Here is a 24962-nt window from a genome sequence, read left to right on the forward strand (position 1 = left end):
TGGTCAACGTGGCCGATGGTACCCACGTTAACGTGCGGTTTATTACGCTCAAATTTCTCTTTAGACATGATCGTCCCTCTAAACTAACGCTGAGTACGCGGTGGCAAGCTAACCACAGACAGTTTATTACATGCGGGTGAAATTGCCGGGGGAGAGATGGTGCTGATAGGCAGAATCGAACTGCCGACCTCATCCTTACCAAGGATGCGCTCTACCGACTGAGCTATATCAGCATCTTGGAGCGGGCAGCGGGAATCGAACCCGCATCATCAGCTTGGAAGGCTGAGGTAATAGCCATTATACGATGCCCGCATTTCTCTAACCCAGATAACTCAAACCGCAGAGAAATGGTGGAGGGAGAAGGATTCGAACCTTCGAAGGCAGTGCCGTCAGATTTACAGTCTGATCCCTTTGGCCGCTCGGGAACCCCTCCGGTTAACCTTGTGTCGCAACGGAAATGATGCTTGCACCCGTTGTTTTGTCGATTTTTTATACAAAAAAGCGACCGACAGCTAAGCGTCGCGCATTTTATTGTAAGCGACTGGGGGATGCAACAGTTGGGGCCATGAAGTTCCTGTCCCGGCCTTTTCCCACTGCTATCCGCTTCTTCCCTCCTTTTTCTTGTGGCGCTGGCTCGCCATGGTGTAAGGTCGCCCCTGCCGGTAATCGATCGATGACATCATGACGACAGAGCACTCTCCCTATCTGCAATTTTCCCGCGAACAGTGGGCCATGTTGCGCGATTCGGTCCCCCTCACACTCACTGAGCAGGATCTCCATACCCTCAGGGGCATCAACGAACGGGTCTCCCTACCCGAGGTTGAGGCTATCTACCTGCCCCTGTCACGCCTGCTCAACCTCTATGTGAAAGCCAAGCAGCGCCGTAACCGGGTGCTGGAGCAGTTCCTCGGCCAGTCCAGAGGCAAGGTTCCCTATATCATCAGCATCGCGGGGAGCGTGGCGGGCGGCAAGAGCACCACTGCGCGGATTCTGCAGGCTCTGCTGGAGCGCTGGCCAGAGCACCCCAAGGTCGAGCTCATCACCACGGATGGCTTCCTCTATTCCAAGAAGGAGCTGGAGGTGCGTGGCCTGATGCGTAGAAAGGGCTTCCCCGAGTCTTATGACATCCGCAATCTGGTGGAGTTTGTCGCCAACGTCCGTGCCGGCCACGAGAAGGTCGAGGCCCCCGTCTACTCCCACCTCATCTATGACATCCTCCCCGACGAGAGAAAGGTGGTCGAGCAACCGGATATCCTGATCCTGGAAGGGCTCAATGTGCTGCAAAGCGGTATGGATTACCCGGACCAGCCACACCGGGTCTTTGTCTCCGACTTCGTTGACTTCTCCATCTATGTGGATGCCGAAGCAGACCTGCTCAAGAGCTGGTACATAGAGCGCTTCCTCAAGTTTCGCAGCGGCGCCTTCTCTGACCCCAACTCTTACTTCCATCACTATGCCCAGCTCAGCGATGGCGAGGCGGTGGCCGTCGCCTCCGGCATCTGGCAAGAGATCAACTACGTCAATCTGGTCGAAAACATACTGCCGACCCGGGAACGTGCCAACCTGATCCTGACCAAGGGCAAGGACCACGCGGTAGAGCAGGTAAAACTTCGCAAGTGACTGTGACAGAAATGAAAAAAGGTGGCCTTGGCCACCTTTTTTTCGTTTTCAGCGAGGCTTAGAGCACCATGGCCGCGATCCAGCCAAACACCAGCAAGGGGATGTTGTAGTGGATGAAGGTCGGCACCACGCTATCCCAGATGTGATCGTGCTGGCCGTCCGCATTCAAGCCTGACGTAGGCCCCAAGGTCGAATCGGAGGCGGGCGAACCCGCATCCCCCAAGGCACCCGCTGCCCCTACCAGAGCGATGGTGGCCATCGGAGAGAACCCGAGCTGGATGCACAGGGGCACATAGATGGTGGCGATAATCGGCACGGTGGAGAAGGAAGAACCGATCCCCATGGTGATGAGCAGACCCACCAACAGCATCAGGAACGCCGCCAATCCCTTATTCCCCGCCATCATGCCGGAAACCGATGCCACCAGACTATCCACCCCGTGGGTTGCCTTCATCACGGCGGCAAACCCGGCGGCAGAGATCATGATGAAACCGATGAGCGACATCATGCGCACCCCTTGGGTAAAGGCATCCTGGCTCTCGCGAAAGGGTATCACGCCCCCCAGGGTGAAGATGACAAACCCGGCCAGCGCACCCAGCACTATGCTGTCGGTCATCAGCTGCAAGCCCAGCGCCACACCGATGGCCAGCAGGGCCACCCAGATGTGGGCCAGATTGAGCTCGGCAGACTCGGGCTCGGTCGCCAGAATCTTCTCAAGATCGTACTGGCGGGGCTTGCGGTAGGTGAAGAAGACCGCAACCAACAGGCCGAGGAACATGCCTCCGACCGGGATCGCCATCGCCAGCGGCACCTGGCCGGCCACCACTGGCACACCGTTGTCGATCAGGTTCTTGGCCAGGATGTTGTTGAGGAAGATCCCGCCAAAGCCCACCGGCAGCAGCATATAGGTGGCCGTCAAACCGAAGGTGATGACACAAGCCACTTGCCGGCGGTCCATCTGCATCTGGGCCATGACATGAAGGAGGGGCGGGATCAGGATGGGAATGAAGGCGATGTGGACCGGGATCAGGTTCTGCGAGGAGATGGAGACCAGCAAAATCGCCACCAGCAGCAGGCTCTTGACCCAGAGCACGCGGCCCGGACTGGCCTCCTTACCGAGCTGGCTGATCACCTTGCGGGCCAGCAGATCTGTGATGCCGGAGCGGGAGATGGCGACCGCAAAGGCCCCCAGCATGGCGTAGGCGAGCGCGATTTCGGCACCGCCGCCCAATCCACCGGTAAAGGTGGAGAGCGTGTCTCCCATGGAGAGACCGCCCACCAGCCCACCAACAATGGCGCCGATACTGAGCGACACCACCACATTGATACGCAGCAGACTGAGCACCAGCATCAGGCCAACTGCGACAACAACAGGATTCATTGAACTTCCCTTCTTATGGACGCTGTCTGTCTAAAAAGGCGTCTACGTTGGCCAATTATGTGATGAAAGTCTAGAAAAATCTGGCCCGCACTGTGGCGGGCCTGACGGAGAACAAAAAATCCGCTGAAACGAGGGCGCAAGCGGCTCTCAGAGCGGCCGCATCGACAGCTCACCGCCGAAAAAGAGGCGCTCGCCCTCTTCGGTGTCCAGGCGCAGGGCCCCGCGTTCGTCGATGCCTCTGGCCACCCCCCGCACCTCTTGCTCACCCATCAACAGACGCACGGGTTGACCGCAAAAACAGTCGAGCTGGTTCCAGCGATTGACGAAGGAAGCCAACCCCCCGTGCTCGAAGCGCTGCATTGCCTGTTGCAGGCTACGCCCCACGTGGGCAGCCAGCTGGTTGCGATCGACCGGCTCCCTGCGTACCTGCCGTAACTCAGACCAGGGCTGGTCAATCTTCTCCGACTCCCCGTCAGGCATCGCCAGATTGAGCCCCACACCGACGACCACGTGGCAGAGTCCTCCGGCACTGCCGCTCATCTCCACCAGGATGCCCGCCAATTTGCGCCCCTGATAATAAAGGTCATTGGGCCATTTGAGCGTCACACCGGGATACCCCAGTGTTTCCAGGGCATCGACCACGGCCACACCGACCGCCAGGCTAAGTCCCATCACGGCGGCCATCCCCTGCTCCAGACGCCAGTAGAGGCTCAATATCAGCTGACAACCAAACGGGGAGACCCAGGGTTTACCCCGGCGCCCCCGTCCGGCGGTCTGGCACTCGGCCAGACAGAGGGTACCCGAAGAGAGTGACTCGACCCGCTCCAGCAGATATTGGTTAGTCGAGTCGATGACGGGAAAGACCTCCACCGGCGCCAGTGGTAACTGCTGTTGCAGCCAGGCCCGATCGTAAAGGGCCAATGGCAAGGCCAGCCGGTGGCCGCGACCGGTCAGGCTGTAGACGTCAAGGCCAAGCCCCTTGAGGGCGGCCACATGCTTGCTCACCGCGGCGCGGCTGATACCGAGCCGCTCGCCGAGTTGTTCACCGGAATGAAACTCGCCGTCGGCAAGGATCTCGAGCAGGGTCTGGCGCAGCGGGCTCAGGCTCATTGCATCACCTCACGCAGGAAGGTCTCGCCCCGCGCCCCCATGAAGCGCACCTCGTGTTCCAGCTCGACCCCAAAGCGGGCCGCTACTGAGTCTCGCACATGGGCGGCCAGAGTGAGCAGGTCACGCGCACTGGCCCCACCCCGATTGACCAGGACCAGCGCCTGCTCCTGATGCACCGCGGCCTGACCGATGGCAAACCCCTTGAGGCCGCACTGATCGATGAGCCAGCCGGCTGCCAGCTTGGCCTGCCCCTCGCCCGCCGGGTAGAGTGGCATGGCCGGATGCACCGCCTTGAGCCGCTCGGCCAGCGCCTGTGGCACCACAGGGTTCTTGAAGAAGCTGCCGGCGTTGCCGAGCACCGCCGGATCCGGCAACTTGGCCATGCGGGTCGCGCAGACGATGTCGAACACGGCCTGCGGCGTGGCCTGTTCACCCAGCGCCGCCAGCGGCCCGTAGGAGAGCACCGGCTGCCAGTGCTTGGGCAGCCGCAGCCCCACGGCGGTGATGAGATGGCTCTCCTGATAGTCGTGCTTGAAGAGACTGTCGCGGTAGCCGAAGCGACAGTCGGCCGCCGCTATGCGCTCGGCCTGGCCATCATGCCAACGCAGCGTGTCGACATAGGCGCAGAAACGGGCCAGCTCGACCCCGTAGGCACCGATATTCTGCACCGGAGCGGCACCGACACAGCCCGGGATCAAGGCCAGATTCTCGAGCCCTGCCATCCCCTGCTCCAGGGTGTAGCGCACCAGCTCGTGCCAGTTTTCGCCGGCCGCCACATGCAGCAGCCAGCTCTCCCCCTCATCCCTAACCTCGATGCCACGCAGACGGTTCAGCACCACCACGCCGTCGAAATCGCAGGTAAAGAGCACATTGCTCCCTCCCCCCAGGACCAACCTGGGCAACCCGACCCAACGAGGGTCATCACGGACAGGGAGCAGATCGTCAACCGCCTCCAGCGTCACCACCCAGCGTGCGCTGGCAGGGAGGCCGAGGGTGGTGAGTTCGCGCAATGAGGCGTGTTCTTGCAGTTTCATGGTGGTTCAGATCCGGCGTGAGCGAGGCGCCAAGTCTACCTCAATTGATTGGTCACGGAAAAATTGCCGCCGCTTCTCCTCATCTCCCCATTGGATTAGAGTAACAGTTCCACACACCGCGAGAGTCTCACATGAACACCCAGTTTGCCGTTGTCGGTCTGGGCCTTTTTGGCAGCGCCCTGTGCGAAGAGTTGGAGCGTCAGGATGCCCAGGTCCTCGCCATCGATATCGACGAGGCCAAGACCCGTCAAGTCGCCACCTTCTGCAGTCATACCATAGTGGCCGATGCGACCGATGAGGCGACGGTCGCTGAGTTGGGGCTGGCCGATTACGACATAGTGTTTGTCGCCATCGGCGATAACCTGGAGACCAGCATACTGACCACACTCGTGCTGAAAGAAGCCGGGGTCAAGAAGGTGTGGGTCAAGGCGCGTGACAAGTTTCACGCCAAGATCCTGCAGAAAGTCGGCGCCGACAAGGTGATCAACCCGGAGTGGGACATGGGGCGCCGCGTCGCCCAGAGCATGCTCGACAACCGCCTGTTCGACTATCTCGAGCTCGGCCACAACATGGTGTTGACCGAGTTCGTGATCGGACTGCAGCAAAACGGGCGCACCCTGGGTGATCTCAACCTGTTGCAGCAGAGCGACTTCCAGCTGCTCGCCATCAAGCGTGGGGAACAGCTGCACAACGTGCTCACCGGCAAGATGGAGCTGACTCTCGGCGATATCCTGATCCTGGCCGGTAACAAGCACGCTATCGATCACTGGCTGGAAACCCTATGACGCCCCTCTGGCGCACCAGCTTCGCCTTCGGCCTGCAACAGGACAACTCGCGCTGGAGCGAGGCCAAGCTGATCCTGGGTAGCTTCCTCGCCATCCTGATGGTCGGCACCCTCTTCCTGGTGCAACCCTCCAGTCACGGTGGGCAAGTGAGCGTCATCGACGCCCTCTTTACCGCGACCTCGGCCATCAGTGTGACCGGTCTGGGGGTGGTGGACACGGGCACCGCCTTCACCCTGCAGGGCCAGATCATCCTGATCCTGCTGATGGAGATAGGAGGGCTTGGCCAGATGACCATGACGGTGCTGCTACTGGCCCTGCTCAGCAAGCGAGTGAGCCTGCGTCAACAGGTGTTGGCCAAGGAGGCACTCGGCCAGGAGGGCTCCATCAATATCGTGCGCCTGGTCAAACGGATCATATTGTTTGCCTTCATCGCCCAACTCATCGGCACCGGTCTCATGGCCATCCGCTGGGTTCCCGAGCTGGGATGGGCGCACGGGCTCTACGTGAGCTTCTTTCACGCCGCCTCCGCCTTTAACAATGCCGGCTTCTCCCTCTTCGCCAACAACCTGATGGACTACCGGGACGATCCCCTCATCAGTCTGACCATTGCTGGCCTGCTGATCCTGGGGGGGATCGGCTTTACCGTCATCGTCGATGTATTTCGTAAACGTCGCTGGCGCCGTTTCAAGTTGCACACCAAGTTGATGCTGGCGGTGACCCCGCTCCTGCTGCTGGCCGGCACCCTGATGTTCTGGCTGCTCGAGCACAACAATCCGGACACGCTGGGCAATGCGCCCTTCAGTCGGCAGATGCTGGCGGCTTTCTTCCACTCGGCCAGCGCCCGCACCGCCGGCTTCAATACCGTGGATATCGGACACTTCACGCCGGCGGCCCTGCTCTTCATGATGATGCTGATGTTTATCGGGGCGGGGACCTCCTCCACCGGGGGCGGTATCAAGGTGACGACCTTCTCGGTGGTCATGCTCTCGACCCGAGCCTTCCTGACCAAGCAGCCCCATGTCACCGCCTTTGGCCGCACCATAGGTCCCCAGGTGGTGACCAAGTCGCTCGCCATCATCATCGTCAGCACCATGGTCCTCTTCCTGGCCATGTTCTTGCTGATGATGACCGAGTCCCTGCCGTTCGATAAGGTGATGTTCGAGGTAGTCTCGGCGTTTGCCACCGTCGGGCTCTCTACCGGTATCACCGCCTCCCTGAGCGAACCGGGCAAGCTGGTCCTGGTGCTGGTGATGATCTGTGGCCGTCTCGGCCCCCTCACCCTGGCCTTCATGTTAGCCCGACCGTTCGAGACCCGGATCAAGTATCCGGAAGAGAACGTCTACACAGGGTAACCCCCGACGCCGGGTGAGTGCCCACTGCGCCGCAGTACTTGCCAACCCAGACGCCCTGGTCAGGATGGCCCCTCTGCACTATCCACTGCCGAGGGGTCACCCGCTTCGCAACCCCTTGCTTCTCAGGCAGCCACCGCCTTGGCCGGTTTCTTGGTTCCCTTGCGCTTGGTGAAGCGCCGCTTGGGGGCGTCGTCTTTGGGCAAGGCACGAAAACCGGCGCCGTCGCTGTGGCGGGCGTCGTCGATGAGCCGGCGCAGCTGCGCCTCGAGCGGCCCCATGAAGTGCTGATAGCTCTCCTGGCGCTCGCCGATACGCCCGAGCGCCTGCTCCCACAGGGCGGTCATGTCGGGACGGCTGGCGCTCTCAGGCAGGGCGGTGATGAGGGCGTGGCCGGTCGGCGTCGCCTTGATGCTCTTGCCCTGGCGAGCGAGGAAGCGGCGCTTGAACAGGAGCTCTATGATGCCGGCCCGGGTCGCCTCGGTGCCGAGGCCGTCGGTGTCGCGCAGGGTCTTGCGGATCTCCGGGTCCTGCACGTAGCGGCCGATGCCGGTCATGGCGGCGAGCAGGGTGGCGTCGGTAAACGGCTTGGGGGGCTGAGTCATCTTCTCGAGCAGCTCACCCCGCTCACACTGCACCGTCCCCCCCTCGCGCAGGGCTGGCAGCGTGCCCGCCTTCTCCTCGTCGTCATCCTCCTCCACCCCGAGCAGGCTCTTCCAACCTGCCTTGAGGATGCGTCGCGCCTTGGCCTCGAACAGCCCTCCCTGAATCCGCACCAGCACCCGGCTGTCGTTGTACTCGAACGGCGGGTAGAACTGCATCAGGTATTGGCGCGCCACCAGAGCGTATAGCTTGGCCTCGTCCCCCGACAGGGTGGCGGGGTTGCCCCCCTTCTCGGTCGGGATGATGGCGTGGTGCGCGTCCACCTTGCTGTCGTTCCACGCCTTGCTGCGCAGCCGCCCGTCGGCCTGCTCGACCGCCGCCGCCAGCTGGGGGGCCGTGGTGGCGATCGCCTGGCGCACCCGTTCGGCGCGGCCATAGTGTTCCACCGGCAGGTGACGGCTGTCGGAGCGCGGATAGGTGATGAGCTTGTGGCGTTCGTAGAGGGCCTGGCAGATGTCGAGCACCCGCTTGGCGTCCATGCCGAAGCGCTTGGCGGCATCGATCTGCAGGCTGGAGAGGTTGTAGGGGAGCGGCGGCGCCTGCTTCTTGGCCTTCTCGTCGACCGCCTCAACCTGACCGCTCTGGCCATGGATGCGGGTCACCACGTTCTCGGCCAGCTTGCGGCTAAGCACCCGCCCCTCTTCGTCTTGCCACGGCTGGCACGCCTCGGAGGGCAGCCACTTGGCGGTGAACGGCTCGTCCGCCGCGCTGCGCAGGTGGGCCAGCACCTCGAAGAAGGGCTTGGGCACGAAGGCGGCGATCTCCTGATCCCGACGCACCACCAGCCCGAGCAGGGGGGTCTGTACCCGCCCGACCGAGAGCAGCTGGTCACAGCCAGCCTTGCGCCCCACGAGCGTGTAGGCACGGGTCATGTTGATGCCGTAGAGCCAGTCGGCGCGGGTGCGCGCCAGGGCCGAGACCGCCAGCGGTACGAAATCACGATTGTCGCGCAGCTGCTCCACCGCCCGACGCACCGCCGGCGGGTTCATGTCGCTGATGAGGCAGCGGCGCACCGGCTTGCCCTTGGGGTAGCCGAGGTAGTCGATCACCTCGTCCACCAGCAGCTGCCCCTCCCGGTCCGGGTCGCCGGCGTTGACCACTTCGTCGGCCTGCTTGATGAGCCGGCGCAGCACCGCCAGCTGCCCCTTGGTCTTGGCCTTGGGGTTGAGCTGCCAGCGTTCGGGCACGATCGGCAGGTGCTCCATGCGCCACTGCTTGAAGGCGGCGTCGTAGGCTTCGGGCTCGGCCTGCTCCAGCAGGTGGCCGATACACCAGCTCACCACGTCCCCCTGGGCGGTCTCGATGTAGCCCTCTCCCTTCTTGTGGGGCTTGGGCAGCACGTCGGCGATGGCGCGTCCCAGGCTGGGCTTCTCGGCGATGAAGAGTCGCATGACGGGTCACTCAATACACTGTATATGCGAACAGTATATTAAGCCGCCGGGCAAACACCAAGCCTCAGTCGTCGCAGGGTTGCTGATGCAGGGCCTGAAACAATCGCTCCTGATTGACCACAGCCGCATAGGCCACCGCCCCCTGCGGTCCCTGCTCCAGCAAGTAATCGGTGAGCTGATCCCGCACCACAGCGCTGAGCGCATCACGCTGCCAGGGCTTGGCCACGTAGTAGTCGAGCCCGCCCCGGTTGACCGCCGCTATGGTGGCCTCAAGTCCGGCCTGCCCGGTCAACAGCAGCTTGCGGCTGGCCCTGGTACTCTCACGCCCCTTGAGTTCGATCAGAAAGTCGACCCCTGCCATGCCGGGCATGATGTGATCACACAGGATCAGGGCCAGTTTGCCTCCCTCACCCTCCCACTCCTCGATCACCTGACGCGCCTCTTCGGCGCTCTCGGCCCCCTCCAGCTCGAAATAGCTGCGCAAGAAGGCGAGATCATGGAGCACTGCGTCGAGCACTTCCCGCTCGTCATCGACGCACAGGATCAAATAGGATTTGTCATTCATGCTTCCTCCTTGGCCATCGGTGCCGGTCCCGCGATCGGGAGCCAGACCCGCATACGGGTGCCCGTTCCCGGGGTCGAACTCACCTCAATCCGCCCACCGTGCTGCTGTACCACCTGGCGGCAGATCCCGAGCCCGATCCCGAGCCCGAAGTGCCCCTCCCGCTTGGTGGTGTAGTTAAGCTCAAAAATCTGGGTCAACTGCTCCGGCGCAATGCCGCAGCCGCTATCCTCAATCTCGATGCAGACCCACTCCTCCCCTTCACGGTATCCACGCAACTGTATTCTTCCCGGTCCCTCCATGGCATCGAGGGCATTCGCCAGCAGATTGGTCCACACCTGCTGCAACGCACCGGGGTAACCGCGCACCGCAGGGAGCGGCTGATAGTCGCGAATCACCTCATGTCCCTTGAGTCGGCTCTCGAAGATAACCAGAGTATCTTCCAACCCCTCCAGCAGATCACATTGGCAGGGAGCCTCACCATCCTGCCGGGCAAACTGTTTGAGCCCCCGCACCAGATCCCCGATCCGCCGGGCGCAGACGGCGATGTTGCGCAGAAAGGTTCCGGCCTGGTGAAACTGCTCGAGCTGGGCCAGCAACTGATCCCGCTGCGGTCCATTGAGGTTGGCAAACCAGCCGAGCCAGCTGGCGTCATCATCGAGTTGCATCTGCACCGCCAGCCTGGCCTGCTGACGATCACCAAAGTGCCCCTCTGCCTTGCGGGTCCGCTCCCGTATGGTACTGGTCGAGAGCGCCTGTACCTGCAAGGCACGGCAGAGGGTGAGGTTACCCAGGGTCTTCTGCTCCGGCACCAGCTCGAGGTTGATGAGGTCAGGCACCAACTCGCTCAGGGTCTCGCTGCCGCGCAAGATGGCCGAAACCGGATTGTTGAGCTCGTGGGCGACCCCGGCCACCAGCTGGCCCAGCATCACCATCTTCTCGTTCTCCACCAACTGCCGATAGGCATCATCCAGCGACTGCAAGGTGCGCTGCAGGGCCATCTTGGTGCAGATGCTGTGCTGCAGGCGGCGGTTAAAATGGCGCAGCAACAGATGGGTGAAGGCAGGCAGGAGATCGCTGCGCGCCCGCATCACCTCGGCAAACTGACGCTTGTCGAGCTTGATCACCTCGGTTGGCGTCAGGGTCACCCCGGTAGTAAAGGCCGGCTCGCCGGTCACAAACGACATGCCACCGACCAGAGCCCCGGCCTGATGGCGAACAACCTCGCGCTCGACCCCGCTCTCGTCACGCTTGTGCAGCACCACCTCGCCGCTGGCGATAAACCAGAGAAACTCGTTGCGCTCCCCCTCCCGCGTTAACAGGTGACCGGGACTGTAGCGGCGGCAGGCATGATGCTCATCCCGCTCGGCGAAGAAACGATAGAGGCCATCGATGACCCGCCGCGAGAGGGCGACATCGTCGTAACGGGTGAAGTCCATGAAATCTTCACCGTATTCGGCCAGCTTGCGAGCCACATGGGCATCGAGCAACGGGGCTGGCGCCAACACCCGGGCATAGTCGAGCAGATCGAGCCCGGGGTACTGCAACACAAACTGGCTCCCCAGCTCCTGCACGCGCAGGCGAAGCGCCTCTCCCTCCAGATCAGGCGTCAGGCAAAGCAGGCGACACCGCCCATAGAGAGGGGCCAGCGCCACCAGCTCTGTCTGCCATTGGGGATCGTGCAACAACAGCGCCGGCACCTGATCCCGCGCCGCCGACTCGGCCAGCTGAGCGTTCAACTCCCCGAGGGAGTTCACCCCGACAAGAGAGAGATGGGAGGAAAACACCGCGAGATCCCCCAATAACCGCTCACGTCGCATCGGGTCGGAAGAGAGACAGATCAGGACAAGCGCTGGCATGGCATGACTCCAAATGGATTCATTCACACACTATCAATAAAGAGGTAGTTGTTTTGCGAGTCAGTTAACAGCCAGGGCAATATCGACCCACACCAGACGATGATCCGACGCGCATCCCTTGCCCTCTCCCGCAACCGGATCCACCACCAGCTCCCGACCCGGCTCGCCGACAGCGGGCCAGAAGACGCCGCTGCCATACACCTCACACTCGCGCGAGGGCAGCACATAGTCCAGACGAAGGGGACGGATGTGGGTCCAACTGGCGGGGTCACCGCGCAGGCCACGACCGCGTTCCGTTGCCAGGCTGGCCGCCCCTGCCGAGCGAGGCGCCGCATGGCAACCAGGGTGGATTCTGGGGTGTGTCAACAGCCGCTGCATCATGAATCGCCCCCCATCGCCATCGACGGGGTCGGCGTTGAAGTCTCCCAGCAACACGAAGGGAGAGGCGCCAACGCCGCCCCGGTTCCCCTCATCGTCCACCAGATAGGGCTCCCCGTTCAGGTAGTCGAGAAACAGGCGCAACTCGTCGTGATTCCGGCAGCGGTTGAGCTGGTTGATGATGGGAGGCGTGGGGTGCATGGCCAGCAGGTGTAAGCGCTGCCCCCCGATCAGGAGCGGAATATCGACGTGGTTTTTGGAAGAGAGCCGCAGGATGGCTCGGACCGGCTCGGCCAGTTCAGCGGGCAAGAGCGAGTGGGGCATGTCGCGCCAGAGGAAATGACGAAACGCGCGGATCGCCCTCCGTTCGACAGGAAAACGCGAGAGCAGTGCCATGCCGTACTGACCATGAAAATCGCCAAAGCCGAAGCAGTCTCGGGGTGGACGGATCTCGCCGTCCCCGTCCAGATCGACCGGGAGAGGCTCCCCCGTGTTGGTTGGAATAAGCCAGCGATGCTCATAGGTGATGGGCTCTCCGCCCTCTTGAGGCACAGCGAGATAGTGACGGACAAAGTCGTCCAACCCGCTTTCATCACTCCCCATCCCGTCGTGGTCGAACTCGCACAGCAGGATCACATCGGGACGAACCCGCTGGATGATAGCGGCGACCCTGCAAATCTGGGGGTGATCACCCCGGGCCAGCTGGCGATTCAATCCGCCCGGAGCGGGACGATCGAAGGCCACATTGAAGGTGGCCACCCGCAGTGGGATCACGGCAGCGCCTCACGCGCGGCATCCTGCACCACGGGATCGGCATCCCAAGCGGCGCTGATGCAGTTCTTGCCCCGCCGCTTGGAGGTGTAAACCAGCGCATCGACTCGTTCCAGGCAATCCTGGACGGTGCCGCCCTGCACCCGGGCAAGTCCTCCGCTCAACGTGACCGAGAGGCCTGCCTCCCGCCAGTGCAACAGAGAGACCTCCAGACGCATATCCTCCATCATGCCCCGGGCGAGTCGCTCCTCCTCCACCAGCAGGATGAGCACCAGCTCTTCACCCCCATAACGGCAGAACCAACCATGTTGGTTGAAGAGGGCCATACCGGTCTGGGCCACCCGCTTGAGCACCACGTCACCGGTCTGATGTCCGAAGGTGTCATTGACCTGTTTGAAGTTGTCCAGATCCATCATGCCCAGAAAAAAGACCTGCCCGCTCTCGAGCAGATTATCCAGCTGCTCGTCGAAGTAACGTCGGTTGTAGAGGCCGGTCAGCTTGTCCAGATTAGCCTGCTGGCGCGCCTCCTGATAATCCTGCCCCACGGCCGCCAATTCGGCGTAGACGTGGGTCAGCTCGCGCATCTGCTCGGCCGGAATGTCCCCCGCCTCACTGCGGGCAGCCCGGATCACGCTGCTAATCTCGTCGGTCATGCGCCGGAAATAACGGCTCCAGACCAGCGCCACGATGAGGTACAGAAGTGACGCCAATGCCACCACCACCAGCACATTGAACAAGACGCTCTGACTGGCCTGCTCAATCTGGGAGGTGGGCAGCATGCTGACCAGAATCCACCCCTCTCGCGGCAACCGAACGTAAGAGACAAAGAGCTGAGACCGGTTGTCGACAAACTGCCCTTCGGCCTGAGTCATCCGGGTCAGCCAGTCGGGATGATCCATGGTCTGCAGAAGCCGGCGGGTATCGGGGTAGGCCACCAGCTGCCCGGCCGTATTGACGATCATCTGGCGGCTATCGAGGCGATTGGAATGCCCTTGCAGCACCTCCGAGAGCCGGTTAAGCACCGTATCGATCGCAAACACGGCCCTCACCTTGCCGTCTTCGTCTGGCAAGGCCCTGGCCATGGCCATGACCAGATCACCGCTGATGTAGTCGTAGTAAGGGTCGGTCCAGACGATCCGGTCGGGGGCGGCAACGGCCCTGAGATACCAGGGGCGGCCCCGGGGATCAAACTGGTCGTCGGGCACCCACTCTGGGGTGATGAAGATACGCTTCTGCTCCGTCCCCACGTAGATGTATTTGAGATCTCCCCGCAGGTTAAAAAAACCCTGCCAGTCACGATAATACTCGGCAAGTTGCCCGGCCTTGGGGTCGAGAAAATCGCGATAGTCGATGCTTTGATAAAGCAGTTGGAACTGCCGCTCCAGCTCTTCCAGGTAAGGCTCGACATAGATGACGCTGAACTTTCGATTCTCGTCGGTCAACTGGCGGGAGAGCTCGCTCTGCAACAGACGGGTGACATGGAGGTAATAGAGTGCCCCGAGCAGCAACACCGGGATGAAGAGCAGCAGTAAAGCCATACGCATCCGGCCGGCGAGGGACCAGGAGCTTCTCCCTGATTGGGTGTTCTCCAAGCGATAGCTCTCCATGCTCATGGTTGATGGTCTATTAACCGAGAGAATAACAGTCCCTCCCCCAGCCTGTCCAAGTGGCCCCCGCTCTTCCCCCACCCCGGCGTCAGGGAGTAAGCTCATATGCTCTCTCCGGTTTCATGGATGAAACGATGCACTCCAATATTATGCTATTGCTGGCCGCCGCCATCTGGGGCATGGGCTTCGTCGCCCAGCGCCTCGGCATGGATCATATGGGCCCCTATACCTTCAACGGCCTGCGCTTTTTGCTCGGTGCCCTCTCTCTGCTGCCTCTCGTGCTCTGGTTACGAGGGCGCCAGCCCCGCCACCCTACCTCCGTGAGAACCCTGATGACGGGCGGCCTCATGGCCGGAGGCGTGTTGTTTGCCGCAGCCACCCTGCAGCAGGTGGGGCTGCTCTACACGACGGCGGCCAAGGCCGGCTTTATCACCGGCTTCTATATCATTATCGTACCTCTGCTCGGCCTGCTGCTGCGCCACCAGACCGGCGTCAATACCTGGGTAGGTGGCGCCGTGGCACTGGTTGGGCTCTACCTGCTGAGCGTCACCGATGACTTTTCCATGAACTTTGGAGACCTGCTACAGGTCGCGGGAGCCCTCTTCTGGGCCATCCACCTGCTGGTGCTCGACCACTATTCGAGCCGGGTCGCCCCCATCCGCCTCGCCGCCGTCCAGTTTGTAGTATGCGGGCTGCTCAGCCTGACGGTGGCTTTTCTGTTGGAGGCGCCGAGCGTGGCCGGGGCCGTTGCGGGCTGGCAGGCACTGCTCTATGCCGGGCTGGTCTCGGTCGGTGTGGGTTATACCCTGCAGGTACTGGGGCAACGGCAGGCCCATCCGGCCCACGCCGCCATCATCCTGAGCCTGGAGACGGTCTTTGCCGCCATCGGTGGGGTCGTGCTACTCGGCGAGCATCTGGACAGTCGGGCCATGTTGGGCTGCTGCCTGATGTTGGTCGGCATGCTGCTCTCCCAGATCCCGCTCCGCTGGCTCTGGAAGTCGCGTCGTGACCGCGTCGTTATCGAAAAATAGGGTTCATCGGGGAAAGGGATTGGAAAGAAGAGGGGGGCGCACTGCCCCCCTGCGACTTAGCGGCGGCTGATGGTGAGCGGGCCGAAGCTCTGGGCCACCGGCATCAGCTCGATGCTGTTGATGTTGACATGAGCCGGTTGCTGGCAGACCCACAGCACCGTATTGGCAATATCTTCAGGCTGGATAGACTCCACCCCCTGATAGACGGCAGCCGCCTTGGCATCATCGCCGTGGAAACGTACGTTGGAGAACTCGGTCCCCCCACACAGACCCGGCTCCACATTGGTAACGCGCACCGGCGTTCCCGCCAGATCGGCCCGCAGGTTCAGACTGAACTGTTTCACAAAGGCCTTGGTAGCCCCGTAGACATTGCCACCCGGGTAGGGGTAGTTCCCTGCAATAGAGCCGATGTTGACGATATGCCCCTTCTGGCGGGCGACCATGCCCGGTAACACCAAGCGGGAGATCCTGGCCAGACCGGTGACGTTGGTGGCGATCATCTGCTCCCATTCATCCATGTCAGCCTGATGAGCCGGTGCCAACCCCAGCGCCAGACCGGCGTTATTCACCAGCAGATCGATAGCTGCCCACTCCATCGGCAACCCAGTAATGGCTGCCTGGGTCGCCTCCTTGTCCTGGATATCAAACGCCAGGGGCAGGAAGGCCTGACCCAACTCCTGTTGCAGCCCGGCCAACCGCTCGACGCGCCGCCCCGTGCCAATAACCTTCCACCCTGCCTGAACCAGGGCCCGGCTGATGGCCTCGCCAAATCCGGACGAGGCGCCGGTAACCATTGCAATCATCGCGATCCTCCTTGCCTAAAGCGTCACACCATAAACCATTACGCCCGGCCCCGCATCCATTGCGACTGAACACATCCTCGAATGAAAAGGGCACGCCGCCGGCGTGCCCCCAATCCCCCTCGCGTGCGTCAGCCGCGCACGCTGGAGCAGAGGGTGACATCATCCTGCACCGGGTCGTTACTCGCGCTGTGATAGAGCTCGAAGCAGGGGCCATCGCCAAACTCCAGCCCGGCAGCCACGATCTCGTCAATGTGGCCCTGCCAGCAGACCCCGTATTGGCTGCGATCCGTAATGAGGTAACGCGACTGGGCGTAACGCCCGGCAGGGATCTGCTGAGTCTCGACCTCCCCCTCGCTGCGCGTCGAAGGCGGTACCGTGATGCCAACGTCGGTACGACACTGGGCCGGGGGCGTCACTTCCGGGTTGTCGTGGTAGATGAAGATCCACTCCCCGCCCTCCAGACCGCGCGCCGCTGCCCACTCGTGTAGCCGACCGCAGGCCGCGTCATATCCCTCGCCATAGGGGCCCGTTACCCGCAGGTAGGCCAGAGTGCGTGCGTCCATCTCAACCGTCTTCATGATGTTGCTCCTTGTTGATGAGTGGTCTTCATCATACGAGTCCGCACTGGGCGGCGCGTGTCCTTCCTTGCTCTCCAGGTGTCCATTCTTGCGCTTGTCGCGGCGAAACTCCCCCGGGGTACAGCCGTAATAACGGCGGAAGGCCTTGGCGAAGGCCTGAGAGCTGGCCAACCCCGCCCCCAGTGCGATGGCAGTGACACTGGCGTCGGTGTAACGCAGCTGCCAGGCCGCCCGCTGCATACGAAGGCGCCGACACATGTCACCGGGGGTCTCGCCGGTGACGGCGGTAAAGACCCGATGGAAATGGTAGAGGGAGAGACAAGCCCGCCCCGCCAGCGCCTCAATGGAGAGATCCGGATCCTGCTCCAAGGCCCGCACCACAGGTCGCAGGCGGCGACGATAATCGATCACGGTCGGATCCTGGCCATATAGAGGGTATCGGTCAGCTCTCCGTTTCGCAGGCCATAGGCCCGGGCCCGCCCCTCCTCCACAAATCCCGCCTTGCGGTAGAGGGCCTGCGCGGCCTCGTTGTCGGCCCAGACGGTGAGCTCGAGCCGGGTGATCCCAAGCCACTGCTCGGCCAGCTCGATGGCGGCTGCCATCAGGGCACTACCGACTCCACGCCCGGCCCAGTCGTCACGCACCGCCATGCCGAGGCTCGCCACATGGCGGCGGCGCGGGTTGGCCGCCAGCCACAGGGTTAGCCCCCCCACCACCATGCCATCGCATTCTGCCAACAGGGGGTAGGTTCCCTCCTCCGGTTGCAACCGCTGCTGCCAGTGATGCAGGGAAGGAAAAGGGAGTTGCAGGGTGCCGGCCTGGGCCTTGGGCATGGCGTAGACATCGCGCAGCGCGGCGGCATCCTCTGGCCCTGCGCGACGAATGGTGATGGGCATAGAACCTCCTTGGTGAAGGAGCATCATGCCCCATTGGGACCGTGTGGCACAGCCCCCAAAAAGAAAACCGGAGCCTAAGGCTCCGGTTTGACTGTTCACCCTCATCAGGCCAGGACGGCACCCAGACTCAGAGCCACGGTGATCAACACGGTCAGGATAGCGAGCAGCGGGGCCACCCACTTGAGCCAGCGCACGTAGGGGACACGGGCGATGGCCAGACCACCCATGACGACGGCGGAGGTCGGGGTCACCAGGTTGACAATACCGGAGGCGGACTGATAGGCAGTCACCACCAGATCACGGCCCACGTTGGCGAAGTCAGCCAGCGGCGCCATGATCGGCATGGTCAGCACGGCCAGACCGGAGGAGGAGGGCACCAGGAAGGAGAGCACCACTTCCAGCCAGTACATGACGTTGATGAAGACCACGGTGGAGAGGCCACTCACCATGCCCTCTGCGCCGTGCAGTATGGTGTGGGTGATCATCCCCTTGTCCATGATGACCACGATACCGCGGGCGATACCTATGATGAGGGCTACGCCGAGCAGGTCACGGGCACCGTCGATGAAGTTGGAGGTCAGTTGCTCCTCGCTCATGCGAGAGATGAGACCGACTATGATGGCAGAAGCCAGGAACACGCCGGAGATCTCGGCCATCCACCAACCCAGCACGGCCACACCGTAGATCATCACCGCGAAGGCGCCGGCGAAGATACCGAGCACAATCTTGCGGGTGGTGGTGAACTCGAGCATCTCCTGGCCCTTGTTGCCGAGGAAGTGGGCCTTGTTCTCTTCCATCTTGTCGGCCACCAGGGAACGACTCGGGTCCTGACGCACCATCTTGGCGTAGCGCATCACATAGGCTACGCAAATGACCCAACCCACGACCAGGATGGCGACCCGCAGCCAGATGCCGTCGGTGAAGGGGATACCGGCCGCGTTGGCGGCAATGACGGTGGCGAACGGGTTAATGGTGGAGCCCAGAGTACCGATACCGGCGCCGAGCAGCACAGTGGCGGCGGCCACGACCGGGTCGAAGCGGGCGGCCATCATCACCGGCACCAACAGGGTGTAGAAGGGCAGAGACTCCTCGGCCATGCCATAGATGGTGCCACCGGCGGCGAACAGGGCCATCAGGATGGGGATCATCCACTCCTCTCGACCACGCAGGCGATCGGTGACGCGCTCAATGCCGGCGTCGATAGCCCCAGTCTTGGTGACGATGCCGAGGAAGCCACCGATGATCAGGATGAACAGGGCGACGTCGATAGCACCGGCTTCATAGGTTTCGTGGTTGTAGAGGCCATCGACCGGCGCCAGCAGCACGTCGACCAGCCCCTGCGGGTTGGAATCAACCTGTTTATAGGTGCCGGCCACCGGGACTTCTTTACCCAGCGCCTCGTTCATGGTCATTTCGTATTTGCCGGCCGGCACGACCCAACTCAGGGCGGCTACCAGGGCGATCAGCACAAACAGAATGGTGTAGGCTGACGGGAATTTGAATTTAGTCATGATTCCGCTTCCTTCCGTGTGGTTGTCCATGATGGCAGCCTTTATTGGTAGGGCTTGGAGGTATGATGCCGCCGTCACATGGGGAAAAGCCGGGGGTTTCCCCCCGGCACCACTACCGCGACCTTAGTCGCCCAGCGTAGCAACCATCACTGCCTTGATGGTGTGCATCCGGTTTTCGGCCTCGTCGAACACGATGGAGTGTTTGGATTCGAACACGTCCTCGGTCACTTCCAGGCCCTTCATGCCGTATTTGTCAGCCACTTCCTTGCCCATGGTAGTCTCGTCGTTGTGGAACGCCGGCAGGCAGTGCATGAACTTCACATCCGGGTTCTTGGTGGCATTGATGACGTCCATGTTGACCTGATACGGAGTCATCAGTTTCACGCGCTGATCCCAGGCTTCTTTCGCTTCACCCATGGAGACCCAGACGTCGGTGTAAAGGAAGTCGGCACCCAGCACACCCTCTTTCACATCTTCGGTCAGGTGGATACGGGCACCGGTCTCTTCGGCGATCTGGCGGCACTGGGCCACCAGTTCTTCTTCCGGCCAGAAGGCCTTGGGAGCGACCAGGCGGATGTCCATGCCCATCTTGGCGGCGCCGACCATCAGGGAGTTACCCATGTTGTTGCGGGCATCACCCAGATAGGCGAACTTGATCTGATCCAGGCGCTTGCCCTTGCCGTGCTCCAGCATGGTCATGAAGTCGGCCAGGATCTGGGTCGGGTGGAACTCGTTGGTCAGGCCATTCCAGACCGGTACGCCGGCATAGGCACCCAACTCTTCGACGATGTCCTGGCCGTAGCCACGGTACTCGATACCGTCGTACATGCGACCCAAGACGCGGGCGGTGTCCTTCATGGACTCCTTGTGGCCAATTTGGGAACCGCTCGGGCCGAGGTAGGAGACCTGGGCGCCCTGGTCAAAGGCGGCGACTTCGAAGGCGCAGCGGGTGCGGGTGGAGGTCTTCTCGAAGATCAGGGCAATGTTCTTGCCGGTCAAGTGCTTGCGCTCGTAGCCACCGTATTTGGCCTTCTTCAGATCGATCGCCAGATCGATCATGTACTGGATCTCGCGCGGGGTGAAATCGAGCAGTTTCAGGAAGTTACGGTTACGCAGATTGTAGGCCATGATGTGTTCTCTCTTATATCTGGTTCAGACCAATGGGCAGTAGGTATGACTACGCGTTCACAGTTTCTTTGGCGACTATGTTGGTGCCGGCTTCGCCCTTGAGGATGGCCACGCCATCTTCCAGCGAGCCGATCCCGACCATGCCGCCGGTGGCTTTCACGAATTCGCAGGAGGCGTCGATCTTCGGCCCCATGGAGCCGGCATCGAACGGGACCTCAGCCAGGGCCGCCGGGGTAGTGGTGCGCAGCGGGCGCTGGGTCGGCTTGCCCCAATCCAGGTAGACGGCATCGGCGTCGGTCAGGATCAGCAGGGCGTCGGCCTTAATCTGCTTGGCCAGGTAGGCGGCAGACATGTCCTTGTCGATGACGGCCTCGATGCCGTTCAGACGCTCCCCGTCCCAGGTGACCGGAATGCCACCGCCACCGGTGCAGATCACCAGGTGACCTTGTGCAATCAGGGATTCGATAGCGTCGCCTTCGACGATACGCTGGGGCAACGGCGAGGGCACGACACGACGGAAGAACTTGCCGTCAGCCTTCACCACCCAGCCCTTCTCGGCGGCCAGATGACGGGCTTCGCTCTCTTCATAGACCGGGCCGATGAACTTGGTCGGATTGGTAAACGCCGGATCCTGATGGTCAACCTGCACCTGGGTCAGCAGGGCAGTGACGTTGCGGCTCGGCATCAGGTTCTTCAGCTCCTGGATCAGCATGTAGCCGATCATGCCTTGGGACTCGGCGCCCAGCACATCCAGAGGATAGGGAGAGACCTTGGTGTAGGCGCTGTTTTGCAGGGCCAACAGGCCGACCTGCGGACCATTGCCATGCACCAGTACCACGTTGTGATCTTCGGCGATGCGGGCGATGGTCTTGGCCGCGGTCGCGATGTTCTTGCGCTGGATATCGGCTTCGAGCGGCTCACCGCGACGGAGCAGGGCATTGCCACCTAAGGCGACGACGACAGTGGGTTTCTTCATGATGTGATTCTCTAATGGGTTCCTACCTGGGCGCCCGCTCCCGGGCGCCCGGCCTGTCAGTCTTAGATGCCGTCACGTTCCATCGGGCAGCTCATGCAGCGGGCACCGCCGCGGCCACGGCCGAGTTCGTCACCCGGGATGGGCAGCACTGTGATGCCGGCCTTGTCGTACTTCTCGTTGGTGTAGGTGTTACGCTCGTAACCCACGACCACACCCGGACGCACGGTCAGCACGTTGTTGGCGTCGTTCCACTGCTCGCGTTCGGCCTCGAAGCTGTCGCCACCGGTGGTGATGAGCTTGAGCTGATCGACACCCAGCGCCTTCTCGATGGCGTGTACGAAGTAGCCTTCTTCTTTCACCCGCAGGCCGGTGTTGCCTTCCGGGGTGAGGGACCAGCACTTGACGTCTTTACGGATCACTTCCGGGTAGACCGAGAAGGTGTCAACGTCCATATGGGTCATGACGGTGTCGAGGTGCATGCAGCTGCGGTGCTTCGGCAACTCCATGGCGATGACCTGCTTGGCCTGACCGCTCTTGAAGAGGCCACGAGCCAGGTGCTCAACCCCTTGCGGAGTGGTGCGCTCGGACATACCAATCAACACGGCACCACGGCCGATGACCAGCACGTCGCCCCCTTCGATGGTGGACTGGTCGTAGTCCTTCACCTCGTCACCGAAGTACTTCACGAACTCCTGGTTGGCGAACATGGGGTGCCAGCGATAGATGGCACGTACGTTGTTGGTCTCACGACGGCGGGCGGCCTTGGCCATGGGGTTGATGGAGACGCCACCATAGACCCAGCAGGAGGTATCGCGAGTGAAGAGGTGATTGGGCAGCGGCTCGATGATGAAGTCAGTCGGGGCGTGCATGCCGGCGACCATGTTGACGCCACTGAAGGGCATCTCACCGTAGGTCAGGCCACCGGAGAGGATGCGGGCCATCTCGCGATGAGGCAGATCGGCCAGGTAGCAGCGCACGTCGTTGGCAAAAGAGGTGCCGAGGCGATAGTCGGAGACCTGATTCTCCAGTAGCCAGGCTTTGGCTTCGGGGACATCCAGAGTCTCGGTCAGCAGGTTGGTGAGCAGAAAGACTTCCACGCCTTGGTCACGCAGCACCTGGGCAAACTTGTCGTGCTCCTGGCCGGCGCGTTCGACCGACAGCACGTCATCGAACAGCAGATCCTGGCAGTTGGAAGGAGTCAGACGCTTCAGGCTGAGGTTGGGGCGATGCAACATGACGCGACGCAGTTGGCCAACTTCAGATCCGACAAAGAATTTACTCATGGTGATATTCCGTCCTAGCAGTGGTCCTTGCGAGTGAATGAACAGAATCCTTCTATTCATGCTCGTGGCGTTGGCGGGATATTTTGTATGTAGGGTAAGTGGCTTGTGTTCTATCCTGCCTTTGCCTTTCGAGACCAAGACTAGTCCTGCCAAAGACCGTAAAACTAGAGCCAAATCACATTCACTCCAGCATGAATAAAATCAGCGCTCATTCTTTGACAGGGGTATCAGAATCCTCCTTTTGTCCGCTCACCCTTTCGATTTTAAATGCATTGAAAGCGCCATAACTCCCATTCAACTTAATTGGGCACGACACGTATTTCGCATCAAAAGCATCTTCGAACAATTAAAAATATCTTTTAAATCTTTAGCTTAGACACAACGAATAACCACGTCCGCCAGCAAGATGCAACAAAAGTGAATATTCAGGCCAGTCACTCATCTGCTTAAAATAGATAAATAGTCATAGTACCAGACTAATCGGAATAATTATTTTGATGATCACGATCAAGGCATGCTCGCCATGCCAGATGAGACAGCACTCTGGGTCAGATTTGAAAACGCTTGCAACGATATGGTTATGCAATATGAGAGCGGGTTATGCCGTCCTCATGATTACCCCTTCCGAGCTAGAGTAAGAGGTACTTTTTTCATAACTAGAAATTTTTCGCCCTGGCTTGTCAGGTGGGGAGTGTCGACTTAACTCATATGTGATCCAAATCACAAAGGAGAGTGTTATGTTGCGGATCGCTACCCTGCTCATGATCGTCGTGAGCCTGAGCGGACAGGTCAGTGCAGAGGGTGCCCCAGCCATGCCTCTGCAGCTCTGCCAACTGGCAGGCCAGGTACAACCACAGTTGGTTCCCGAGTATGTCTGCCTATGGCAAGGAGAACAGCGTTAGTCGTGAAGAGGGGACACAGGTCCCCTCTCTCTTGTCGGTATGCCAGCTCTTTCTATACTCAACTAAGTGGCCGATAGTGAGGGAATACTATGATTCTGCTGGTGGGGGGTGAGAAAGGGGGGAGTGGCAAGAGCTGCCTGGCCCAAAACATTGCAGTCCTGCTTAAACAACGCTTCCATGGCGAGGTGCTGCTGGTCGACTGTGATCCGCAAAGAACCACATCGGACTGGATCCAGGAGCGCAACGATAATCCAGACCTCGTCCCAATCAACTGCGTGCAGCTCTACGGCAATATTCGCAACGACCTGCTCAGCCTCAAAAACCGTTACGATTACCTGATCGTCGATTGTGGCGGCCAGGATAACCGGGCCTTGCGTTCGACCATGGCGGTGGCGACCCACGCCCTCATCCCTCTTCGCCCCAAGCGGCGCGACCTCAAGACCCTGCCACACATGGAAGACCTCATCACAACCTGCAAGATGGTCAACCCCACGCTCAAGGCAGCAGTAGTACTAAGCCAATGTCCCTCCCTGCCCAACCAGGCCAAGAGAATCCTCGAAGCAAAAGAGGTGTGCTCGACCTATGGTGTTGACGTCCTCAATGCCATTACCTATAGCCGCAACGTCTATGACGACAGTGAAGAAAGGGGACTCTCTGTGGTTGAAATTGAGCCAACAGGGAAGTCGGCCGAAGAGATCCGGGCCATCGCCAGGGAATTGCTGGAAGTGGAGGTATGAAAATGGCGCTATCAGACCTCAAGAAGAAACATGCGCTGCATCATCAGAAACGATTCACCATCGATGAATTTATCGAGGACGCAGAACTCTACGCCAGGGGTACCCCCAAGGTTGTGAGTCTGGAGCGCTCCCTCACACCAACCTGGGCCTCCGACCTGAGCGGCTTGGACGAGCGCCGTGGCCAGACAAATTTTCATAAGGCAACCTTTACGCTAACCCGCAGCATTATAGAAGAGCTGAACGATATGATGCAGGACGATGGACTCAACAAGTCCCATCTGGTTCGCCTCTTCACCCGCTACTTTGCGACCCTGACTCAGGAGGAGAGGCAGCTAATCTATGAGCGTATGGGGCTAAAACTCGGATAAATGTGTCTCTTTCTGATCTGGCGGTGTTTCGCCCGCCATGCCACAGCTCAGTGTAAATAAAACTCAGAACCAAAAAGCCCAGTCTTTCGACTGGGCCTCTCTATTCAGTGGCGGAGTGTCAGCCGTGTCAACGGCTGGAACGGAGGGCACAACCCGGCCACCTTCAACAGACCGGCGACACCACGTCGATAAGTGCTTCAATGCAAAAAGGCCTTCCCATCTGGGAAGGCCTTCGAAAT

The 24962-nt window shown here is 61.0% G+C and carries 22 protein-coding genes and 3 tRNA genes; 7 read left to right on the plus strand and 18 right to left on the minus strand.

The genetic code is table 11. The annotated features are described in order from the left end of the window. Positions 1–157: 157 nt before the first annotated feature. The 3 genes from BN1121_RS12140 to BN1121_RS12150 form a co-directional block, all read right to left on the minus strand. Positions 158–233: transfer RNA gene (locus BN1121_RS12140), tRNA-Thr, on the minus strand. Between the two features lie 4 nt (positions 234–237). After that, positions 238–312: transfer RNA gene (locus BN1121_RS12145), tRNA-Gly, on the minus strand. A gap of 36 nt (positions 313–348) precedes the next feature. Beyond that, positions 349–433: transfer RNA gene (locus BN1121_RS12150), tRNA-Tyr, on the minus strand. A gap of 248 nt (positions 434–681) precedes the next feature. Here BN1121_RS12150 and coaA point away from each other — a divergent pair. Then, a complete protein-coding gene (coaA, locus tag BN1121_RS12155) occupies positions 682–1620 on the plus strand; it encodes a type I pantothenate kinase (protein ID WP_005363323.1) in 939 nt (312 codons plus the stop codon). Between the two features lie 58 nt (positions 1621–1678). Here coaA and BN1121_RS12160 read toward each other — a convergent pair whose 3' ends face one another. From BN1121_RS12160 to murB, 3 genes are all read right to left on the minus strand, one after another. After that, the gene (locus BN1121_RS12160; RefSeq protein ID WP_005363320.1) at positions 1679–3001 is read right to left on the minus strand and encodes a Na+/H+ antiporter family protein; all 1323 of its coding nucleotides are present in this window, start codon (positions 2999–3001) and stop codon (positions 1679–1681) included. 147 nt (positions 3002–3148) lie between these two features. Beyond that, on the minus strand, positions 3149–4111 hold the full coding sequence (gene birA / locus BN1121_RS12165) for a bifunctional biotin--[acetyl-CoA-carboxylase] ligase/biotin operon repressor BirA (RefSeq protein ID WP_005363318.1): 963 nt from the start codon (positions 4109–4111) through the stop codon (positions 3149–3151). After that, positions 4108–5145, minus strand: coding sequence for a UDP-N-acetylmuramate dehydrogenase (gene murB / locus BN1121_RS12170; RefSeq protein WP_005363316.1), 1038 nt, complete (start codon positions 5143–5145; stop codon positions 4108–4110). Before murB ends, birA begins: the two co-directional genes overlap by 4 nt. Positions 5146–5276: 131 nt before the next feature. Between murB and BN1121_RS12175 the strand changes: the two genes are divergently transcribed. Both BN1121_RS12175 and BN1121_RS12180 read left to right on the plus strand, forming a co-directional pair. After that, entirely contained in the window at positions 5277–5930 is a 654-nt protein-coding gene (locus BN1121_RS12175; RefSeq protein ID WP_005363314.1) for a potassium channel family protein, read from the plus strand. After that, positions 5927–7282, plus strand: a complete 1356-nt coding sequence (locus BN1121_RS12180) for a TrkH family potassium uptake protein (RefSeq protein WP_005363311.1) — start codon at positions 5927–5929, stop codon at positions 7280–7282. Before BN1121_RS12175 ends, BN1121_RS12180 begins: the two co-directional genes overlap by 4 nt. A gap of 122 nt (positions 7283–7404) precedes the next feature. Here the strand turns inward: BN1121_RS12180 and BN1121_RS12185 are convergent, their stop codons facing one another. The 5 genes from BN1121_RS12185 to BN1121_RS12205 form a co-directional block, all read right to left on the minus strand. After that, positions 7405–9333: a DNA topoisomerase III gene (locus tag BN1121_RS12185; protein ID WP_043597926.1), complete on the minus strand. Its 1929-nt coding sequence runs from the start codon at positions 9331–9333 to the stop codon at positions 7405–7407. 64 nt (positions 9334–9397) lie between these two features. Next, positions 9398–9898, minus strand: coding sequence for a response regulator (locus tag BN1121_RS12190; protein WP_005360330.1), 501 nt, complete (start codon positions 9896–9898; stop codon positions 9398–9400). Then, entirely contained in the window at positions 9895–11754 is a 1860-nt protein-coding gene (locus tag BN1121_RS12195; RefSeq protein ID WP_043158127.1) for a sensor histidine kinase, read from the minus strand. The genes BN1121_RS12190 and BN1121_RS12195 overlap by 4 nt, the downstream gene beginning before the upstream one ends. 60 nt (positions 11755–11814) lie before the next feature. After that, complete coding sequence (locus BN1121_RS12200) at positions 11815–12906, minus strand: endonuclease/exonuclease/phosphatase family protein (protein WP_005360336.1); 1092 nt, start codon at positions 12904–12906, stop codon at positions 11815–11817. Further along, on the minus strand, positions 12903–14441 hold the full coding sequence (locus BN1121_RS12205; RefSeq protein ID WP_161624311.1) for a sensor domain-containing diguanylate cyclase: 1539 nt from the start codon (positions 14439–14441) through the stop codon (positions 12903–12905). Before BN1121_RS12205 ends, BN1121_RS12200 begins: the two co-directional genes overlap by 4 nt. 203 nt (positions 14442–14644) lie before the next feature. Here BN1121_RS12205 and BN1121_RS12210 point away from each other — a divergent pair, with 203 nt between their 5' ends. Then, complete coding sequence (locus tag BN1121_RS12210) at positions 14645–15541, plus strand: DMT family transporter (protein ID WP_005360341.1); 897 nt, start codon at positions 14645–14647, stop codon at positions 15539–15541. A gap of 56 nt (positions 15542–15597) precedes the next feature. Here the strand turns inward: BN1121_RS12210 and BN1121_RS12215 are convergent, their stop codons facing one another. From BN1121_RS12215 to arcA, 7 genes are all read right to left on the minus strand, one after another. Beyond that, positions 15598–16344: an SDR family oxidoreductase gene (locus BN1121_RS12215; RefSeq protein ID WP_005360343.1), complete on the minus strand. Its 747-nt coding sequence runs from the start codon at positions 16342–16344 to the stop codon at positions 15598–15600. Between the two features lie 128 nt (positions 16345–16472). Further along, the gene (locus BN1121_RS12220; protein ID WP_005360346.1) at positions 16473–17333 is read right to left on the minus strand and encodes an AraC family transcriptional regulator; all 861 of its coding nucleotides are present in this window, start codon (positions 17331–17333) and stop codon (positions 16473–16475) included. Beyond that, positions 17330–17818, minus strand: a complete 489-nt coding sequence (locus tag BN1121_RS12225; protein WP_005360349.1) for a GNAT family N-acetyltransferase — start codon at positions 17816–17818, stop codon at positions 17330–17332. Before BN1121_RS12225 ends, BN1121_RS12220 begins: the two co-directional genes overlap by 4 nt. A 104-nt stretch (positions 17819–17922) precedes the next feature. Continuing rightward, positions 17923–19329, minus strand: a complete 1407-nt coding sequence (locus tag BN1121_RS12230; RefSeq protein ID WP_005360351.1) for a YfcC family protein — start codon at positions 19327–19329, stop codon at positions 17923–17925. Positions 19330–19452: 123 nt separating this feature from the next. After that, positions 19453–20457: an ornithine carbamoyltransferase gene (gene argF / locus BN1121_RS12235; protein ID WP_005360354.1), complete on the minus strand. Its 1005-nt coding sequence runs from the start codon at positions 20455–20457 to the stop codon at positions 19453–19455. A 49-nt stretch (positions 20458–20506) separates the two neighbouring features. Then, complete coding sequence (gene arcC / locus BN1121_RS12240) at positions 20507–21433, minus strand: carbamate kinase (RefSeq protein ID WP_005360357.1); 927 nt, start codon at positions 21431–21433, stop codon at positions 20507–20509. Positions 21434–21495: 62 nt separating this feature from the next. Beyond that, entirely contained in the window at positions 21496–22716 is a 1221-nt protein-coding gene (gene arcA / locus BN1121_RS12245; RefSeq protein ID WP_005360358.1) for an arginine deiminase, read from the minus strand. A gap of 737 nt (positions 22717–23453) precedes the next feature. On the opposite strand from arcA, the gene BN1121_RS19790 reads away from it, so the two are divergent. The 3 genes from BN1121_RS19790 to BN1121_RS12255 all read left to right on the plus strand — a co-directional run bounded on the left by BN1121_RS19790 (position 23454) and on the right by BN1121_RS12255 (position 24723). Continuing rightward, a complete protein-coding gene (locus BN1121_RS19790) occupies positions 23454–23618 on the plus strand; it encodes a hypothetical protein (protein WP_231553032.1) in 165 nt (54 codons plus the stop codon). An 89-nt stretch (positions 23619–23707) separates the two neighbouring features. Further along, the gene (locus BN1121_RS12250) at positions 23708–24355 is read left to right on the plus strand and encodes a nucleotide-binding protein (RefSeq protein ID WP_005360361.1); all 648 of its coding nucleotides are present in this window, start codon (positions 23708–23710) and stop codon (positions 24353–24355) included. Then, complete coding sequence (locus BN1121_RS12255; RefSeq protein WP_005360365.1) at positions 24352–24723, plus strand: hypothetical protein; 372 nt, start codon at positions 24352–24354, stop codon at positions 24721–24723. The genes BN1121_RS12250 and BN1121_RS12255 overlap by 4 nt, the downstream gene beginning before the upstream one ends. The last annotated feature ends 239 nt before the right edge of the window (positions 24724–24962 follow it).

It is taken from the genome of Aeromonas diversa CDC 2478-85, from assembly GCF_000819805.1.
GTDB lineage: Bacteria > Pseudomonadota > Gammaproteobacteria > Enterobacterales > Aeromonadaceae > Aeromonas > Aeromonas diversa.